Below are 17,574 nucleotides of genomic sequence, written 5' to 3' on the forward strand. Positions count from 1 at the left end.
GATGTTAGGTTGGGTCCTCACTTCTTTCCCGTCGTCATGCTCGGGCTTGGCCCGAGCATCCATGGTGAGATGACACGCGGGAAACCGCGGTGACCATGCGCGACCGCTGATCCTGTTGCGGCGCCTCATGGGCCCTCGGGTCAAGCCCGAGGGTGACGAAGGGAGGGAAAACGTGCAACGATGCCGCCCTTTGCGTGGCAGTTGCGCTGCGCTAGACTTGTCATAGGCAGGACCACGGCCCGCTGCGGCGGGCGAAGGGAAGGTTTGCCATGATGACGGTCGAAGCGGCGCGGATGCCGCAATTCATCGCCGAGAATTCCAACGTTCTCATCTTCTTTCACGACGATGCACCCGCAGAAGCGTTGGCGCTTGGCGCAACGCTTGGTGACACCCCCGGGGCCTGGCAGGCCGGGTTGGTGGATGTGGCCGCGGCGCCCGAAATCCGGTCGGCATTCGGGCTGAGGGCAATTTGCCGGCGGTCATGATCATGCGTGAAGAAGTGGGCCTTTTCTGCGGCCCGCTTTCGGCAAAATCGCGTGAGGAGCTACCGCAACTGATCAGCCGTGCCGCGGCGCTCGACATGTCGGCAGTCAAGGCAGAGATCGAAGCGGAGCGGCAACGCGAGGCCACAGTTCATGAGCGGCGGGTGTGCCCGACGGCACGGCGCGGGCCGATGCCCGGCGGCGCCTGAGGAGCCCCTGCGGCCCGAACAGAGTTTGCCTTTGTGTCGGGAATTCGGTATTGCGCGGCGGTGCGGAATTGTTAACACTGCCGCGCGAGACTTAATTGCGTGACGACTTCAGGTTCCCGGATCAATGAACGGATTGCGAGAAACCTTTGATTGCCAGGCCGGCGCCGCCCAACAGCGGGGCCGGGGCTTCGCCGCGCTCCGGACGCTATCGCTTCTCCTTATCTGCCCCTGAGCACCGGCAGGCCCTTCTTGACGTGAGGGCGGGTGTTTAGGGGATGACTGAGCCACAGCTGCAAAAGGCGCGGCGCAGGCGCCGCATGTTTCAGGATAAGACGATGAGCGATACCACCACCGAAACCCACAATACCGAACAGGTTCGAATCTTCGACACCACCTTGCGCGACGGCGAGCAATCGCCCGGCGCCTCGATGACGCTCGAAGAAAAGCTGCAGATCGCCGAGGCGCTCGACGATATGGGCGTCGACATTATCGAGGCCGGGTTTCCCATTGCCTCGAATGGCGATTTCGAGGCCGTTTCCGAGATTGCCCGGCGGGCCAAGAACGCGGTGATTTGCGGGCTGGCACGGGCGCATGAAAAGGATATCGACCGGGCTGCCGAAGCGATCAAGCACGCCAAGCAAAGCCGGATCCATACCTTCATCTCAACTTCGCCGCTGCATATGAAGTTCAAGCTGCAGATGGAGCCCGACCAGGTCTATGAGAAGGTGATTTCCTCGGTCACCCGGGCACGCAACTATACCGACGATGTCGAGTGGTCGCCCGAAGACGGCACGCGGACCGAGACGGACTTCCTCTATCGCTGCATCGAAGCGGCGATCAAGGCGGGCGCGACGACCATCAATTTCCCCGACACCGTGGGTTATGCGGTGCCGGAGGAATATTACGAGATGGTGCGCGGGATCATCGAGAATGTGCCCAATATCGACAAGGCGGTGATCTCCACCCATTGCCACAATGATCTGGGACTGGCGGTCGCCAATTCGCTGGCCGGGGTCCGGGCAGGGGCCCGCCAGATCGAATGCACGATCAACGGGCTGGGCGAGCGCGCCGGCAATGCCGCGCTTGAAGAGGTCGTGATGGGCTTTGCCACACGCGCGGACCGGATGCCTTATCACACCAATATCAATTCCAGGCACATCGCCCGTGCATCAAAGCTGGTCGCTGGCGCCGCCAATTTCCCGGTGCAGTACAACAAGGCGATCGTGGGCAAGAACGCGTTCGCGCATGAAAGCGGGATCCACCAGGACGGCATGCTGAAGAATGCCGAGACCTATGAGATCATGACGCCCGAAAGCGTCGGGATCAAAGGGACCTCGCTGGTCATGGGCAAGCATTCGGGCCGCCACGCCTTCCGCGAGAAGCTGAAGGAGTTGGGCTACGATCTGGGCGAGAACGCCTTCCAGGAGGCATTCACCCGCTTCAAGGACCTCGCCGACCGCAAGAAGCATGTCTATGACGACGACATTGCGGCGCTGATCGATGATGAAATCCACACTCATGAGGACGCCATCAAGCTCGTTTCGATGAGCGTGGTCACGACGACCGAAGGCACCCATCGCTGCGATCTGACCTTATCGATCCGCGGTGAGAACAAGGACGTCGCGGTTCAGGGGACCGGCTCGGTGGATGCCATCTTCAATGCCATCAAGAAAGCTGTCGGCGGCGAGCCGCGGCTGGTTCATTACGGCGTCGATGCGGTGACCGGCGGCACGGATGCGCAGGCCAATGCGCATGTGCGGCTGGAAATGGATGGCCGGATCGCCTCTGGCCGTACAGCGGAACCCGACACGCTGCTGGCCTCGGCCCGCGCCTATCTCAACGCCTATAACCGTCTGCTGGTCGAGCGTGGCCACGCGGCGCAGGGCGCGATGGCAGGCTAGTCCCATCTCACGGTTGGACGAGAAAAAAGGGCGGCCTTCTGGCCGCCCTTAGTTTTGGGGGTGTTCAGGGGGTAAACCCAAAAAACTTTCAGTCTCCCGACTGTCTAGATGGTTTTTCAACGCTAGATAATTCTATCATTTCCAAAATTTCCACCGCACTTTCCGCAATACCGGTGATTTATCTGCTCTTTATTCACAAATTGATCGCCGGGTTTATACTGGACTGGTTTCCAGCATATGGATCAAACATCTTCAGAGATGCGGGTGTGAAGCGTTCGGTGCCTCGACCTTTTAGGGCGTACCCGCTCGGTTGCAGGTGTGATGAACCGGATTACAAAGCTGCGTGAACGCGGCGCGAGGCGGTGGATCGGGGCGGCGGGAACCTGTTAGGCCGGTGTCAGCAAGGGGCCTTTTCACGAGCAGGTCTTTACGAGCGAGTCTTGCCACAAGGAGTTCCAGATGACCGTCAGATTGTTCCGTCCATTCATAATTGCCCTGATGGCGCTCATGGCGCTGGCCGCAGCGGGGTCTGCGCAGGCCGCGGAGAAGGCGATCTTCGCCGGCGGGTGCTTCTGGTGCGTGGAAGCAGATTTCGACAAGGTGCCCGGGGTGACCAAGACCGTGTCGGGCTATATCGGCGGCGACATCGAGAACCCGACCTACGAGCAGGTCAGCCACGGCAATTCCGGGCACTATGAGGCCGTGGAGGTCACCTATGACCCCTCGCGCGTGACCTATGAGGAATTGCTGACCGCCTTTTGGCACTCGGTCGATCCGACCGATCCGGGGGGACAGTTCTGTGACCGGGGGGACAGCTACAAGACCGCGATCTTCGCCATTGGCCCGGAACAGCTCGCGGCGGCCCGCGCCAGCAAGGCCGAAGTCCAGAAGGACCTGACGCGCAATATCGTGACGCGCATCATTCGCGCCCCGGAGTTCTATCCGGCGGAGGGCTATCACCAGAATTACTACAAGACCAACGCGGTCCGGTACAATTTCTACCGCTCGCGCTGCGGGCGTGACGATCGCGTTCGGCAGGTCTGGGGCGATCTGGCCTATAAGGGCATCAAATAGGCCCCAACACCAATTCCCGATTCCAGCGGGCGCGGTGCTTGATCCCGGTCAAGGCCGCGCCCGTACTATTTGGCATTCTGCCTCTATTCAAATGGAGGGCAGCATGGTCGAGCTGATTACCGTCACACCGGAGAATGTCGAGAAGACCGGTTTCTTCTGCAAAATGAGCGCACGAGGAAAGCCGGGCTACGAACAGAAGAAATCGTGGCTCGCCGAACGCTTCGAAGAGGGGCTTGAGATGCGTCTCCTCGGTGACGGGGAGCGGGGGTTCGTCGAGTTTATTCCCGGTGACTTTGCGTGGCGGGCGATCGATGGTGCCAAGGACTTCATGGTCATTCACTGTCTGTGGGTGGTTGGCAAATCCAAGGGCATGGGCTTTGGAAAAGTCCTGCTTGAGGAAGTCGAGCGAACGGCAAAGGAACGCGGGTTCAAGGGCGTTGCCGCGCTGACAAGCGGCCACACCTGGCTGATGGGGCCGGACCTGCTGGCCGGCCATGGCTATGAAAGCGTTGAGACGGCCGAGCCAAGCTTCGATCTGATGGTGAAACGCTTCGCTGACGATGCGCGGATGCCGCGGCTATCCGGCCGTTGGGCCGAAAAGGCCAAAGCGATTCCCGAAGGCCTTGGCGTCTTTCGGACCGATCAGTGTCCTTATACCGACGACGCGGTGAAAGCGGTGGCCGAAAGGGCCAAGCTCAGGGGGCTCAATTTCTCGGAGATCAGGCTTTCAACGGCCAAGGATATCCGCGAACGCTCTCCGACCCCCTACGGGACCTATGCGGTTGTCAAGCAGGGTGAATTGCTGACGTACACCTATCTGCTGCCGCGCGATTTCGACAAACTGGGTCTTTGAGGGACCGCTCAGTCCTCGGGATTGCCGCTCTCTGCCGCGTCCGCGGCTTCGCGCCGCTCCAGTTCGGGCGCGATAAGGCGGACGTGGGGGAATGGGATCTCGATCGAATGCTCGTCGAGGGCCAGCTTCACCTGCTCGGTCAGGAAGAATTTGAGGTCCCAGTAATCGACCGTCGGGGTCCAAACACGCACCAGAATATCGACAGAGCTGGCACCGAGCGCATTGACGTAGATCTGCGGGGCAGGGTCCGAGAGGACCCGCATGTCGGAATTGGCGACGTCGAGGAGTACCTGTTTGGCCTTGGCGATATCGGCGTCATAGGCAATGCCGACGATGATATCGAGGCGCCGGGTCGCCTCGCGGCTGTAATTGGTGATGGTCGCCGCCCAGACCGTGGAATTCGGGGTGAAGACATAGAGCCCGTCAGCGGTCTGGAAGCGGGTGGCGAACAGGCCGATTTCCATAACCGTGCCGCCGACCCCTTCGGCATCGATATATTCGCCGACCTTGAGCGGGCGCAGCCAGATCAGCATGATCCCGGCAGCGAGATTGGACAGCGTGCCCTGCAAGGCGAGGGCCACAGCGAGGCCGGCGGCGCCCAGCACGGCCAGGATCGAGGTGGTCTGCACGCCCAGTTCGCCGAGCGCGATGATCATCGCAACGACAAGAATGCCGTAGCGGATGAGCTGGGTCAGCAGTGGACGAATGGTCTCGTCAATGGTGCTGGTCCTGGGCAGCAGGTTCAACAGGTTCTTGCCGAGCCAGCCCGAAATATACCAGCCGGCGAAGATCACCAGGATGGCGGTGAGGACTCCCGGCCCGTATGCGAGAAGGAAATCGATAAGTGTCTGGGTGAGCTCGGTCACGGTCGAACCTGTCGGCAGCATAAGCGGAGGAAATGGCGGTCTTTGGGGGCTGATCTTATTGTGCGGCGGGGCTGATGCAAGCCGCGGGGGGCGGAATGGTGTGGCTAGCGCCTCGAAGCCTTGCTGACGGCGTTCGATGCCTTGTGGAACAGGACCGTGGCGATATGGCGGATCCACCACAGCGAGAATCCGAGCCAGATCAGCGCGATGACGAGCCAGTTGACCGCGAAAGTATGGCGGCGGGCCGGCACGGCACGGTAATAGCGGCTGCGGTCGGCGAATCTCTGAACGGTTTCAGTCGTTGCGGCCGTTTTTTTCGTGTCGTCTGCGAAGTCGGCGAAGCGCGCCCCTGGCACGAAAAGCAGCCGCCATCCGTGCTGGCGAATGCGGTCGCAGAGATCAAGATGGGTGGCTTCGATCCGGAGGTCTTCGTTCCAGCCCCCGATCTGCTCGAAGACCGGCTTGCGGATCATCAAGGCATGACGGGCGAGAGCCTCGACCGTTGCCGGGCTCGTGGGCAGGTCACCTGCGACCGGGCGGGTGTAGGGATCCTTGAGGCCGAAGGCCTGGGCAAGCGTGTCCAGTGCGCCAGGCGGCACGATTCGGCTCCCGGGCTGCTCCTGTTCGCCGGCCAGGTTCAGCAGCAATCCGCCGGCAGCGCCGATATTGGGTTCGGCCGACATGACCTTGAACAGCCATTCGATGGCGCGCGCGGCGGGGATGCAGTCGGGATCGATGAACACCAGCGCCTTGTCGGCGCTGGCGGCCTTCGCACCGGCATTGAGCGCTGCGCCAAGGCCGGTATCGGCAGGCAGGGAAACGAGGATGATTTTCTCGCTCTCGGGCAGGTCGGGCGCGGCATCAGCGCTGGCGCCGCGATGCACAACGACGATTTCGTCCGCTTGCGGAAGCAGCGCGTCGACGCAGGCGCCCAGCGCGCTGCGGCCGGCAGGGGCGACGAGAATGGCGCTGCATTCGACCATTTTGGCCGGTTCCTTTCCCTGTTTTCCAAGGAGGCTGGGCGATCGGCCCCGGTCGGGCCCGCCAGACGACCAGGCAGCAGTCTGCCCGGTCCTTGCTGGTAAGCGATGGCGCTATATTTTGACAAGGCTTCAAAGCGATATGGAGACTTTGGGTCACCGGTGTGGCGGGCCGGCAACCCCCAAAGCTGTTCCGGATACGATGGCCGGTTAGGGGCGTTGAGGCTCAGTTGCCGGTGGCGATGAGGGCCGCGCCGACAAGGCCGGGTTCGACCTGGCAGTCGCCACGAACGATCAGCGGGCGGTCGAACCGGTAAAGCGTTTTCTTGCGCACTTCTTCGTCGAGCCGCTCGATCAGGTTTTCTGCGCGGGCGAGGCCGCCACCAACCGGCACGATATGGGCGCCGACAATGTTGACGACCGTGGCGAGCGGCGCGGAGACGAGGTCCACAAAGACCTCCACCGTTCGCGCGGCGCTTTGATCTGCGGCATTCCACCGATCGATGATCTCGCGGCTGGTGAGAGTCACGCCATGAAGATGGGAGTGCAGGCGCTCGAGGCCGCGCGCGCCGCCAATGGTGTCGACGCAGCCCTTTTGCCCGCAGCCGCAGGCAAAGCGCGGAATATCGACCGGCGGATCGCCGGCAAGGGTGGCCGCAATGGGGCCGTGACCCCATTCTCCGGCAAAGCCGCCAGCACCCTGGACCAATCGCCCGTTGATGACGAGGCCGCCGCCGACTCCCGTGCCGAGAATGGCACCGAACACGATGGGGTATCCGCGCCCGGCGCCGCGGCGCGCCTCGGCGATGGTGAAACAGGCAGCATCATTGTTGACCTGCACCGGTCGGCCCAGCCGCTCGGCAAGCCGGTCGGCGAGGGCAATGCCATCGACGCAGGGAATGTTGGCGCAGGTCAGGATGCCGGTTTCGGGATCGATGACACCGGTGATCGAGATCGAAATCGGCAGCGCCGGGTCGGGCGCGTGCAGTTCGACCTGCTTTTCGATGACAGCGGCGAAATCACCCAGATCGTTCAACGGTGTCGGCTGGCGTCCCAATGGGGTGAGGCCGGTGACCGGGTCGGCACCGCCGCCATGTGCGAGCGCGGTCTTGACGGTCGACCCGCCGATATCGAAACAGATGGCACAGGCGGGCAGGGCAGGTGCGTCGGTGATAATCGCTTTGTCCTGAGTGTCGAGAGTTACCATGTCAGGCCGGTACAAAGAATTTGTGGGCGGCCACGCTGGCCGCGGATTTCGACCAATAGTCCTCGGGCGCGTCGGCGAAACGCAAATCGAGCCCTTCGGCCATGTCGGGGAGAACAGTTGTCGTGAGAGTCTGGCGAATCGCGGCGCGGGTGAGCGAGCCGATGGCGCCGACCGGATCGAGCACCAGAACCATGGCCGGGTCATTGATGTGAACGATCTGCATGATCACCATGCCAAGCGCGGTGCCGGCGCGGTGGATGACCTGCAGCGCCAGCGAATCATTGCGTGCGGCGCGCTGCTCGATCTCGGCGACATGGGCAATGTCGAGACCCGCTTCGCGGGCGGCAAACAACACGGCCTCGCGTGAAGCCACGGTGTCGAGGCAGCCGCGCTTGCCGCATTTACAGGGCCGACCGTCGATTTCGACAGTGGTGTGGGCGACTTCGCCGGCGCCACCATGGTGGCCGCGATGCAGGCGCCCATCGATGATCGAGGCGCAACCGATCCCGTCGCCCATGGTCAGGACAACGAAATCATCGAGGCCCCGGGCGCGGCCGAAAAGGCGCTCCCAGGTGGCAACGGTGTTGGCATCGTTATCGAGATAGGCGGGCAGGCCGCTCTTTTCGCTGATCAGGGCGGCGAGGGGTACGTTCTGCCAGTCCAGAAGTGCGGAGCGCAGGCAGGTCTGCTGGTGAGGATCCACAAGGCCGGAAATGGCGACCCCGATGCCTAGAATCCGGGTTGCATCAATGCGGGCCTTGCCGGCGATTTCGGGAATGGCGTCGGCGATGCGGGCCGCGACCGTATCAGGATCGCCGGAAGGGGCGATGGCCATGCGTGCAACCGCTTCGCCCTTGAGGTCAACGAGCACGATGACAGGCTCTTCAAGCGCGATGGAAACACCGGCGAAATAACCGTAGTCCGGGTTCATGGCGAGCATGACCGGCGGGCGGCCCTGCCGGGACACGGCATTTGAATGCCGTTCCTCGCGGATCAGGCCTTCATCGAGCAGGGCGCGGGCGAGGGTGGTCAAGGCGGCCTTGGACAAACCAAGGGCGGCAGCGAGATCGGTACGGCTGACCGGCCCGCTCGTGGCGATCAATGAGATCAGCGATCGCTGCGCCGCGCTGAACATATTCGCTCCCCTTGCAGACCGTATTCCAGCCGCTCCGCCTTCCGGCGATGCTGCAGCCCTGTCCCTCACACGGTCTGTTGCTTTCAGGTTTCTATCAGTCACTGAACCAAATCAAACGGTTTTTGCTGCCCCATAGGCGTAATTCCGGCCGGTTTCGGACGGGTTTCGCCCGTGCCGACCGTCAGAGTCACCCATGCGACCGTTGAGCCTGTTTGGCCTAAAACCAAGCGACATAAGCCGTTTTCTGTACCAAATCATATCGATGGTTCCATTGTGTCACGGCTTTTGGGGGTCCTGCAATTAGTTTAATTCACAAAGTGAATAAAAAAGCTGGAATTATGATTGACCTGTGAAAAATATGTCACCAGTATGAAGCGCAGTGGAGCCGGGGCAGGTGCCTTAGGCGACCACGGGACATCAAAAGGGAGATTTTGAATGCCTGCACAATCCACAGGCTCGCTGATCAAGGGGCTCGGTGCGCTGGCCGTCGCCGCGGCGCTTTCGACCGCGCCGGTCGCTGCCCAGGAGCTGAAAGTCTGGGAACTGTCCTCGACCAGCGAGGGCGTGAACCAGAACTGGGATGAAGTGATCGCCCAGTTCGAGGAAGAGCATCCCGGCGTAACCGTGAAGTTCGAAACCTTCGACGGCGAATCCTACAAAAAGGGCCTGGCCGTCGCGCTGGCCTCGAACAACGGCCCCGACGTGTTCTTCAACTGGGGTTCAGAAGATTCCGCCTCCGTTGCCCGCAATGGCCTTGCCGCCGACCTCACCGATATGGGCGAGGACCGCTGGCTGCGTCACATTGGCGAAGGCATGCTGGGCCCGTTCTCGGTCAATGGCCGCGTTTACGGCGTGCCGACCCACTCGATCGCGGTCTACATGTATTACGACACCGCGTTCTATGAAGAGCATGGCCTCGAGTTCCCCAAGAACACCGATGACATGTTCAAGATGTGCAAGACCGTTCGCGAAATCGATCCGGACGTGGCCTTCACGGTTCTCGGCAACAAGGACCAGTGGCGCGGCATTCACTACGTCTCGATGCTGACCTCGCAGTATGTCGGTCCGGAAGCGATGCTGGCCGATATGCGCCTGCAGGCTCCCGAAGACGAGCTGTTCACCGATCCGGGCTACGTCAAGGCGCTCGAGCTGATCGCCCGCATGGAAAACGAAGGTTGTTTCCAGAGCGGCGTGAACGCGACCACCGCGGACATGTCCGACGTCGTCTTCACCACCGGCGGCGGCACCTCCGACTATTGCGGCACTTGGTGCGCATCTTCCTTCGACAGCCAGGGCATGGAAGGCGGCTATTCGATCGCCCCGTTCCCCGCGATCTCCGATGCTCCGGAAGCCAATCAGAACTACATTCTGGGTCTGACCGAAGGCTTCCAGATTTCGGCCAAGTCCGAGCACAAGGAACTGGCTGCGGACTTCGTGGCACTGCTGCTGACCCCGGAAGTGCAGGCACAGCGCCTCGTCAAGGCTGCCCGCATCCCGCTCAATGGCGAGAACGTGTCGAAATATGCCGACCAGGTGCACCCGACCATCCAGGAAGTCGTGGCCGACCTGCCGAACTATGACGGCTTTGCCCCGATCCTCGACGTCGACCTGCACGGCAAGCTCGTGGACATCTATAAGCGCGGCATCCAGGACGTGATCGACGGCCGGACCTCGCCTGAGGACCTGATGGCCCAGATCCACGACGAAGCCGTCAAGATCAAGGCTTCGATGTAATCATGGCCTCCGCCCCCATGGGCGGAGCGCTCCATCTCCTCCCCGGGGGTCGGCGGCCCATCTGCTGACCCCAACCCCCGGGGAGTGTCGGCCTCAGGGCCGGACCGATTTCCCCGCAATCTGCGCCAAGAGGGAGCTTTTCGATGTTTTCAAAAGGTCGGGAACCGGTCTCGGCGCTTCTCCTGCTTTTTCCCATGCTGGTCCTTCTGGGCGGCTTCATCTTCCTGCCGCTCGGCCAGGTGTTCGTGTGGTCGCTGTTCCAGCAGGAAGTATTCGGGGGACCCCAGCGCTTCATAGGCCTCGCCAATTTCGCCGAAATGGGCAGTGACCGGGTCTTCTGGCAGGCGCTGGTCAACAACATGATTTTCGCGGTGCTCTCGATCGTCTTGCAGGTCGGCATGGGGCTCGTCCTCGCCGCGCTGCTCGATCACGGGGTGCGCCGCTTCCGCGTCGTCTATCGCACCATCATCTTCGCGCCGATCGTGGTGTCTACCGCGGCCATCGGCTTGTTGTGGGGGCTGATGCTAGACCCGAATATCGGTCCCATCACCGACTGGATGAGCCTTTTCGGTGTGCCGATGCCGCGCAACGGCATTCTCGGCGAGCCGGACCTGGCGCTGGTCGGCACGATCTTTGTCGGCGCCTGGCAATATACCGGCTTCATGATGGTGATCCTGCTTGCGGGCATGCAGTCGATCCCCGAGGAGCTTTATGAGGCGGCGCGCATGGACGGGTGCAAGGGCATCCGCGCCTTCATCAACATCACGCTGCCCTCGATCCGCAATGTCATCGTCACCTGTGTGCTTTTGACCGTCATCGGGGCCTTCAAGGTGTTCGACCTTGTCTATGTCCTGACCAATGGCGGGCCGGGCACTGCGACCGAGGTGCTGGCCTCCTACATTTTCCGCAACGCCTTCGAGTTCTCGAATATCGGCTATGCCAACGCCATGAGCGTGGTGTTCCTCGGCATCGCCCTGATCTTCGGCGTCATCCAGCACCGCATGATCCGGAAGTAAGCCATGAGCGCGACAACCAGCACGACCATGTTTCCGAAAACGCGCAAGCTCGCCTGGCTGATGCACCTGTTCCTGATCGGGTATTCGCTCCTGATCCTTTTGCCGCTCACCTGGGTGGTGATGGGTGCGCTCAAGACCAATCGCGAGATGTTCACCGATCCGATCGCGCTGCCGAAAGACCCGAACTGGGGCACCTTCATCACGGCATGGGACGACGGGGTGAGGGATTATTTCTTCAACTCGGTGATCGTCTCGGGCTTCTCGGTTGCGCTCATCGTTGTCATCTCGGCGATGGCAGCCTATGCGCTGACGCGGCTCAACTTCCCGTTCCGGCGCGGGCTCTATCTCATCATCATTCTGTGCTTCGCGATCCCGATGCACGCGGTGCTGGTGCCGATCTATGTGCTTTTGAGCGACTTCGGGCTTCTCAACACCCATGCGGGTCTGATCCTGCCCTATGCGGCGTTCGGGCTGCCGTTCTCGATCATCCTGATGTACTCGTTCTTCTACGAGTTTCCGACCGAGCTCGAAGAGGCGGCCAAGCTCGACGGCTGCGGGCCGTGGCGCCGGCTATGGCACGTGGTGCTGCCGCTTTCGAAGCCGATCCTGGTGTCGGTGGCGATCTTCAATCTGGTCAGCATCTGGAACGAATTCCTGCTCGCCACGATCGTGATGACTTCGCCCGAGGTTCAGACGCTGCCGCTCGGGCTCGTGCGCTTCCGTGACCAATACGCGACCAACTGGCCCGGCATGCTGGCGGCCATCACCATCGGCTCGCTGCCGCTGCTGGCCGCGTTCGTCGCCTTCCAGAAATACTTCATCAGATCCATGGCGGGGATGGGGAAATAATCATGACCGAACTCAAGATTGACGGCCTCGTCAAACGCTATGGCGACGCCGAAGTGCTGCACGGCCTCGACCTCGATGTCGAAGGCAATGAATTCATCGTCTTTGTGGGCCCATCGGGCTGCGGCAAGTCCACATTCCTGCGCTCGATCGCCGGGCTTGAGGACATCTCGGGCGGCACGATCGCCATCGACGGTACGCCGATCAACGGGCTTGAGCCCGATCAGCGTGGCGTGGCGATGGTGTTCCAGAACTATGCGCTATATCCGCATATGACGGTGGCCGAGAACATGGGTTTCGCGCTCAAGATGGCCGGGGTATCGAAGCCCGATATCGCCACCAAGGTGAATGCGGCTGCCGAGATCCTCAAGCTCGAGCCTTATCTCGGGCGGCGTCCGGCGGATCTGTCGGGCGGGCAGCGCCAGCGCGTTGCCATCGGCCGTGCGATTGTGCGGGCACCGAAAGTGTTCCTGTTCGACGAACCCTTGTCGAACCTCGATGCCGATCTGCGCGCGCATATGCGGCTCGAAATCATCAAGCTGCACCGCCAGCAGGGCGCGATCAGCATTTATGTGACCCATGACCAGGTCGAGGCCATGACCATGGCCGACCGGATCGTGGTGATGCGGGACGGTTACATCGAACAGGTCGGTTCGCCGCTCGAGCTCTACAACAATCCGGTCAACCGCTTCGTTGCAGGGTTCCTCGGCACGCCGAAGATGAACTTCCTGCCGGCCAGGGTCACCGGGCTGCGCGACGCAACGGCTACATTCGAAATCCTTGGCACCAGCATTGCGGTGGAGATCGTCGATGGCGAGGCCCTTTCGGTTGCCGAGGGTGCCGAGATCGAGATCGGCATCAGGGCCGATGGCTGGGATGTGGTTGCCGAAGGCGAGGGGATGGCTGGTCAGGTCGTCCATGCCGAGCAGCTCGGCCGCGAAACCGTGACATTCGTCATGCTCGAGGGGGACACCCAGGTCACCATGATCCAGACCGGCCAGCATCAGCTCAAGGATGGCGAGGCCATCTGGCTCAAGCCTGCCGCTGCGCGGCTTCATGGCTTTGACGGCAACGGCCTGTCTTTGCCGATCGCGCGCCAGCACGCGACCGACGCCTAATCACCAACACCCAGTTTTTCGGGAACTCTCTTATGTCCATGGCCTATCGCCAGATCCATCTCGACTTCCATACTTCCGAGGCCATTCCCGAGGTCGGGCAGGATTTCGATCCCAAGCAGTTCGTTGAAGCGTTCCAGCGTGCGCATGTGAATTCTGTGACGCTGTTCGCGCGCTGCCATCACGGCTGGAACTATTATGACGGCAAGGTCGGGCGGCGGCATCCGAACCTTCAGTTCGACCTGCTTCGCGCCCAATATGACGCGCTCAAATCCGCCGGCATCAAAGTCCCGATCTACATCACCAGTGCCTGGGATGAACTCAGCTGCCGCGAGCACCCCGAATGGCGGGTGATCACCCCTGAAGGCAAGTTCCTGTTTGCCGGCGGCAATGAAGGCGACCCGGACGTAGTGCGCTGGGGGCTCCTCGATTTCTCGACCCCGTTCATGGATTTCCTCGAGGACCAGATCGCGGAGGTCGCGACCCTGTTCTCCGATTGCGACGGCATCTTCCTCGATATCGCCCATCAATATCCGTCCTGCAGCCCATCGGCGCTCAAACAGATGAAGGAGATGGGGCTCGACTGGACGAGCGAAGCCGACCGGCTGACCCATGCCGCGAAGGTGAAACAGGACTATCTGCGGCGTACCGTGGCTGCGGCCAAGGTGACGAACCCGGATATGCGCGTGTTCCACAATCACGGGAACCTGGCGCTCGGGGATCGGGATATTCTCAATCACGACACCCATCTCGAGCTTGAATCCCTGCCGACAGGCGGCTGGGGCTACGATCATTTCCCCATCGGGGCGAAATATGCCGAAACGCTGGGGGCCGATTATCTCGGCATGACCGGCAAGTTCCACACCACCTGGGGCGAATTCGGCGCCTACAAGCATCCCGATGCGCTGCGCTATGAATGCGCCTTCATGCTGGCGCATGGCGCCAAGTGCTCGATTGGCGACCATCTGCACCCGTCCGGTGCAGCGACCGATACAACCTATGATGTGATCGCGCCGGCTTATGCCGAGGTCGAGGCCAAGGAACCCTGGTGCGAAGGCACAAGGAACGTGGCCGAGATCGCCATGCTGTCGGTGCGCGCCATCAATATCCCCGAGGTGCATAGCTGGGAGCCGGAGGCGGTCAACAATACCGCGGACGAGGGTTGCTCTCGCCTGCTGCTCGAAGGGCACCGGTTATTCGATGTGATCGATACCGAGGCCGCGTTTGACGGCTACAAGCTCATCATCGTGCCCGACGAGGCCAGGATCGGTGATGCGCTGCGGGGCAAATTGCAGGCCTATGTCGATCAGGGCGGGCGGCTGTTGCTGACGGGGCGGTCCGGGCTTGATCCCGACACGCTCGAACCCCTGTTCGACTTTGGCGGTGTCACCGCCGGGGAAAGCCCCTGCCAGTGGGACTATGCGGTCTATGACCGGGCGGTGCGGCCTGATTTCGTTACCGATCCGATGTTCCTTTACGAGCCCTCGGTCCGGCTCGAGGCGACGGACGGGCAGGTGCTGGGGATGATCCATGACCCGTATTTCAACCGCACCCACAAGGCATTCAACGGGCATATGAACACGCCCTACAATACCCAGCCTTCGGGTTTTGCGGCCGGCGTGCGCAAGGGCAATATCGCTTATTGTGCGCACCCCTTGTTCTCGATCTATTTCCGGCACGGCCCGGTAGCGATCCGCGAAGTCCTGGAGAACACCATCGACATGATGCTCGATGGTGATCGCATGGTTTCGGTGCCCAATCTGCCGGTCGGCGGGCGAGTGACGCTGCGCGACCAAGACAGCGAGAACCGCTCGATCCTGCACCTTCTTTATGCCACGCCGCAGCTTCGCGGCAGCTTCCGCGGTTCGCCCATCGAGATCATCCAGGACCTGCCGGAGTTGCGGGACATCGCGGTTGCGGTCAAGCTGCCTGAGGGGCAGTCGGTCAGCGGTGTTTCGTTGGCGCCCCAGGGCACTTCAATCGAGTTCACCCAGGCAGATGGCGAATTGCGTTTCGCCGTGCCGTCGGTAGTCGGACACCAGATGGTCGCCATATCGCGCGGTTGATCGCCGAAGGACAGAAAGAGGCCAGAATGCGCATTGCAGTTGCGGGTTTGCACATCGAATGCAGCACCTATAACCCGGTGGTCACACGGGCAGAGCATTTCACCCTGATGAGGGGTGAGGGGCTGCTCGGCAATCCGCATTTCGGTTTCCTGCGGGACTATCCCGCGGACTATGTTCCGTTGCTCTATGGCACCGCGGTGCCGGGCGGGCCGGTCGACCGGTCAGCCTATGAGGGGTGGAAGGCCGAGGTCGTGGAAGGTCTCAGGTCGGCGGGACAGCTCGACGGGGTATATCTCGCCATGCATGGCGCGATGTTCGTCGAGGGCATGTTCGATGCCGAGGGCGATTTCATCACCGCTGTCCGCGATGTTGTCGGTCCGAGTGTTCCCATTGCCGCGAGCTATGACCTTCATGGCAATGTTTCGCAGGCGGTCATCGACGGGCTCGACATCTTCACCACCTACCGCACCGCGCCGCATATCGACGAGGAAGAGACGCGGCGGCGCGCCGTCGCCATGCTGCATCGCTGCCTCAATGACGGTGTGCGGCCGCATATAGTGTGGGCGAAGGTCCCCGTGCTTTTGCCGGGCGAACGCACCAGCACAGAGGACGAGCCGGCCAAGTCGCTCTACGCCTCGTTGCCCGATGTCGAAGCGCCTGAAGGCATCTGGGATGCCTCGTTTCAGGTTGGCTATGTCTGGGCGGACGAGCCGCGCGCAACAGCAGCGGCGATCGTGACCGGCACGGATATCGGCGCCATGTCGAAGGCGGCAGCCGGGCTCGCCCAGCGCTACTGGGACGCCCGCACGCAATTCGACTTCGGTACAACCACCGGAACACTGCAGGAATGCGTGCAGATGGCCGTGACGTCCCCGACCGGACCGGTGGTTCTCGCCGAATCCGGTGACAATCCCACCGGCGGCGGAGTGGGTGACAGGGCGGATGTGCTCGCCGCGCTCCTTGACGCCCATGCTCAGGATGCCGTGCTTGCCGGAATCACCGACAAACCGGCGACCGACATGGCGTATGAGGCAGGCGTTGGCGGGCGCATCCGCCTGTCGATTGGCGGGACGCTCGACCCGTCGAGCGCGCCGGTGGCGATTGCCGCCGAGGTGGTGTTTCTTCTTGAAACCGACGACCCCATGGGCCGGGAAGCAGTTTTGCGCGTGGAAGGCGTGGATCTCGTTGTGACCGCCCGGCGGCGGCCGTTCCACAATATCGCGGACTTTACCAAGCTCGGGCTCGATCCGCGCAAGGCCAGGATCGTGGTGGTGAAGTCGGGCTATCTGTCGCCCGAACTGGCGCCGATTGCCAATCCGAGCCTGATGGCGCTGACCCCCGGGGTGGTCGATCAGGACGTGGCGCGGCTCGAACGACGCCACAAGACTGGCCCGGCTTTTCCCTGGGACCGGGATTTCGACTGGGCCCCAGAGGTTGCCGTTCAGGCCAGCGGCCGCTGACCTGAACGCTTTCACAAGCTAGGCTCAAGGCTAAGACGGCATCGGGGTCGCCCGGCGCCGGAATGGAGATTTTATGGGACGACTGGATGGGAAGCGCTGTCTTGTGACGGCGGCGGGGCAGGGGATTGGCCGGGCCTCGGCCTTGGCGATGCACCGCGAAGGGGCGAGTGTCTTTGCGACGGATGTGAATGAAGAGGCGCTGGCCGAGTTGGCGTCGGAGGGGCTTGAGACGTTCCGGTTCAATGTGCGCGAGCCCGGCGAGATCGCGGCGGCGGTCGAACGGACCGGGCCGGTGGATGTGCTGTTCAACTGCGCCGGCTTTGTCGGCAGCGGCTCGATCCTTGATTGCGACGAGGAGCAATGGGCCTTCACATTCGATCTCAATGTGACGGCGATGTACCGGATCATCCGGGCCTATCTGCCGGGGATGATCGGGAATGGCGGGGCCTCGATCATCAACATGTCCTCGGTGGCGTCTTCTGTGATCGCGGCGCCGAACCGGTTCTCCTATGGGGCCAGCAAGGCGGCGGTGATCGGGCTGACCAAGTCGGTGGCGGCGGACTTCATCAAGCAGGGGATCCGCTGCAATGCGGTGTGCCCGGGGACGGTGGAATCCCCCTCGCTCGAACA

The 17,574-nt window shown here is 62.0% G+C and carries 16 protein-coding genes; 12 read left to right on the plus strand and 4 right to left on the minus strand.

The features are described from left to right. Positions 1-269 precede the first annotated feature (269 nt). The 5 genes from G489_RS0109905 to G489_RS0109925 all read left to right on the plus strand — a co-directional run bounded on the left by G489_RS0109905 (position 270) and on the right by G489_RS0109925 (position 4,519). Positions 270-485 (plus strand): hypothetical protein, encoded by a 216-nt coding sequence (locus G489_RS0109905; RefSeq protein ID WP_029041417.1) that lies wholly within the window; start codon positions 270-272, stop codon positions 483-485. 2 nt (positions 486-487) lie between these two features. Beyond that, positions 488-691, plus strand: a complete 204-nt coding sequence (locus G489_RS0109910; protein WP_155889357.1) for a hypothetical protein — start codon at positions 488-490, stop codon at positions 689-691. Positions 692-1,026: 335 nt separating this feature from the next. Beyond that, positions 1,027-2,592 carry a 2-isopropylmalate synthase gene (locus G489_RS0109915; protein WP_029041419.1) on the plus strand — a complete coding sequence of 522 codons (1,566 nt, stop codon included), beginning with the start codon at positions 1,027-1,029 and terminating at the stop codon, positions 2,590-2,592. A 459-nt stretch (positions 2,593-3,051) separates the two neighbouring features. After that, complete coding sequence (msrA, locus tag G489_RS0109920; protein ID WP_029041420.1) at positions 3,052-3,666, plus strand: peptide-methionine (S)-S-oxide reductase MsrA; 615 nt, start codon at positions 3,052-3,054, stop codon at positions 3,664-3,666. 103 nt (positions 3,667-3,769) lie between these two features. Continuing rightward, positions 3,770-4,519 carry a GNAT family N-acetyltransferase gene (locus tag G489_RS0109925; RefSeq protein ID WP_029041421.1) on the plus strand — a complete coding sequence of 250 codons (750 nt, stop codon included), beginning with the start codon at positions 3,770-3,772 and terminating at the stop codon, positions 4,517-4,519. An 8-nt stretch (positions 4,520-4,527) separates the two neighbouring features. Here the strand turns inward: G489_RS0109925 and G489_RS19965 are convergent, their stop codons facing one another. The 4 genes from G489_RS19965 to G489_RS0109945 all read right to left on the minus strand — a co-directional run bounded on the left by G489_RS19965 (position 4,528) and on the right by G489_RS0109945 (position 8,707). After that, positions 4,528-5,385: a mechanosensitive ion channel family protein gene (locus G489_RS19965; protein ID WP_162142423.1), complete on the minus strand. Its 858-nt coding sequence runs from the start codon at positions 5,383-5,385 to the stop codon at positions 4,528-4,530. Positions 5,386-5,489: 104 nt separating this feature from the next. After that, positions 5,490-6,368, minus strand: coding sequence for a glycosyltransferase family 2 protein (locus G489_RS0109935; RefSeq protein ID WP_029041422.1), 879 nt, complete (start codon positions 6,366-6,368; stop codon positions 5,490-5,492). Between the two features lie 223 nt (positions 6,369-6,591). Further along, the gene (locus G489_RS0109940; protein WP_081691506.1) at positions 6,592-7,572 is read right to left on the minus strand and encodes an ROK family protein; all 981 of its coding nucleotides are present in this window, start codon (positions 7,570-7,572) and stop codon (positions 6,592-6,594) included. A 1-nt stretch (position 7,573) separates the two neighbouring features. After that, a complete protein-coding gene (locus G489_RS0109945; RefSeq protein ID WP_029041424.1) occupies positions 7,574-8,707 on the minus strand; it encodes an ROK family transcriptional regulator in 1,134 nt (377 codons plus the stop codon). Between the two features lie 435 nt (positions 8,708-9,142). On the opposite strand from G489_RS0109945, the gene G489_RS19970 reads away from it, so the two are divergent. From G489_RS19970 to G489_RS0109980, 7 genes are all read left to right on the plus strand, one after another. Continuing rightward, positions 9,143-10,441, plus strand: a complete 1,299-nt coding sequence (locus tag G489_RS19970; RefSeq protein ID WP_051332509.1) for an ABC transporter substrate-binding protein — start codon at positions 9,143-9,145, stop codon at positions 10,439-10,441. A gap of 143 nt (positions 10,442-10,584) precedes the next feature. Continuing rightward, positions 10,585-11,457, plus strand: coding sequence for a carbohydrate ABC transporter permease (locus tag G489_RS0109955; RefSeq protein ID WP_051332510.1), 873 nt, complete (start codon positions 10,585-10,587; stop codon positions 11,455-11,457). A 3-nt stretch (positions 11,458-11,460) separates the two neighbouring features. Then, complete coding sequence (locus G489_RS0109960; protein WP_210162601.1) at positions 11,461-12,306, plus strand: carbohydrate ABC transporter permease; 846 nt, start codon at positions 11,461-11,463, stop codon at positions 12,304-12,306. 2 nt (positions 12,307-12,308) lie between these two features. Further along, the gene (locus G489_RS0109965) at positions 12,309-13,421 is read left to right on the plus strand and encodes an ABC transporter ATP-binding protein (RefSeq protein ID WP_029041427.1); all 1,113 of its coding nucleotides are present in this window, start codon (positions 12,309-12,311) and stop codon (positions 13,419-13,421) included. A gap of 32 nt (positions 13,422-13,453) precedes the next feature. Continuing rightward, positions 13,454-15,484 carry a beta-galactosidase trimerization domain-containing protein gene (locus G489_RS0109970; RefSeq protein ID WP_051332511.1) on the plus strand — a complete coding sequence of 677 codons (2,031 nt, stop codon included), beginning with the start codon at positions 13,454-13,456 and terminating at the stop codon, positions 15,482-15,484. A gap of 26 nt (positions 15,485-15,510) precedes the next feature. Continuing rightward, positions 15,511-16,944 carry a M81 family metallopeptidase gene (locus tag G489_RS0109975; protein ID WP_029041429.1) on the plus strand — a complete coding sequence of 478 codons (1,434 nt, stop codon included), beginning with the start codon at positions 15,511-15,513 and terminating at the stop codon, positions 16,942-16,944. Between the two features lie 73 nt (positions 16,945-17,017). Next, a partial coding sequence (locus G489_RS0109980; RefSeq protein ID WP_029041430.1) for an SDR family NAD(P)-dependent oxidoreductase occupies positions 17,018-17,574 on the plus strand: 557 nt, incomplete at its 3' end.

It is taken from the genome of Cucumibacter marinus DSM 18995 (assembly GCF_000429865.1).
GTDB classification, from domain to species: Bacteria; Pseudomonadota; Alphaproteobacteria; order Rhizobiales; family Devosiaceae; genus Cucumibacter; species Cucumibacter marinus.

Bases quoted from the DNA above. Each gene is read 5' to 3' on its own strand.
- G489_RS0109905 (WP_029041417.1), top strand. From the start codon at position 270: ATGATGACGGTCGAAGCGGCGCGGATGCCGCAATTCATCGCCGAGAAT.
- G489_RS0109910 (WP_155889357.1), top strand. From the start codon at position 488: ATGCGTGAAGAAGTGGGCCTTTTCTGCGGCCCGCTTTCGGCAAAATCG.
- G489_RS0109915 (WP_029041419.1), top strand. From the start codon at position 1,027: ATGAGCGATACCACCACCGAAACCCACAATACCGAACAGGTTCGAATC.
- msrA (WP_029041420.1), top strand. From the start codon at position 3,052: ATGACCGTCAGATTGTTCCGTCCATTCATAATTGCCCTGATGGCGCTC.
- G489_RS0109925 (WP_029041421.1), top strand. From the start codon at position 3,770: ATGGTCGAGCTGATTACCGTCACACCGGAGAATGTCGAGAAGACCGGT.
- G489_RS0109935 (WP_029041422.1), bottom strand. From the start codon at position 6,368: ATGGTCGAATGCAGCGCCATTCTCGTCGCCCCTGCCGGCCGCAGCGCG.
- G489_RS0109940 (WP_081691506.1), bottom strand. From the start codon at position 7,572: ATGGTAACTCTCGACACTCAGGACAAAGCGATTATCACCGACGCACCT.
- G489_RS0109945 (WP_029041424.1), bottom strand. From the start codon at position 8,707: ATGTTCAGCGCGGCGCAGCGATCGCTGATCTCATTGATCGCCACGAGC.
- G489_RS19970 (WP_051332509.1), top strand. From the start codon at position 9,143: ATGCCTGCACAATCCACAGGCTCGCTGATCAAGGGGCTCGGTGCGCTG.
- G489_RS0109955 (WP_051332510.1), top strand. From the start codon at position 10,585: ATGTTTTCAAAAGGTCGGGAACCGGTCTCGGCGCTTCTCCTGCTTTTT.
- G489_RS0109960 (WP_210162601.1), top strand. From the start codon at position 11,461: ATGAGCGCGACAACCAGCACGACCATGTTTCCGAAAACGCGCAAGCTC.
- G489_RS0109965 (WP_029041427.1), top strand. From the start codon at position 12,309: ATGACCGAACTCAAGATTGACGGCCTCGTCAAACGCTATGGCGACGCC.
- G489_RS0109970 (WP_051332511.1), top strand. From the start codon at position 13,454: ATGTCCATGGCCTATCGCCAGATCCATCTCGACTTCCATACTTCCGAG.
- G489_RS0109975 (WP_029041429.1), top strand. From the start codon at position 15,511: ATGCGCATTGCAGTTGCGGGTTTGCACATCGAATGCAGCACCTATAAC.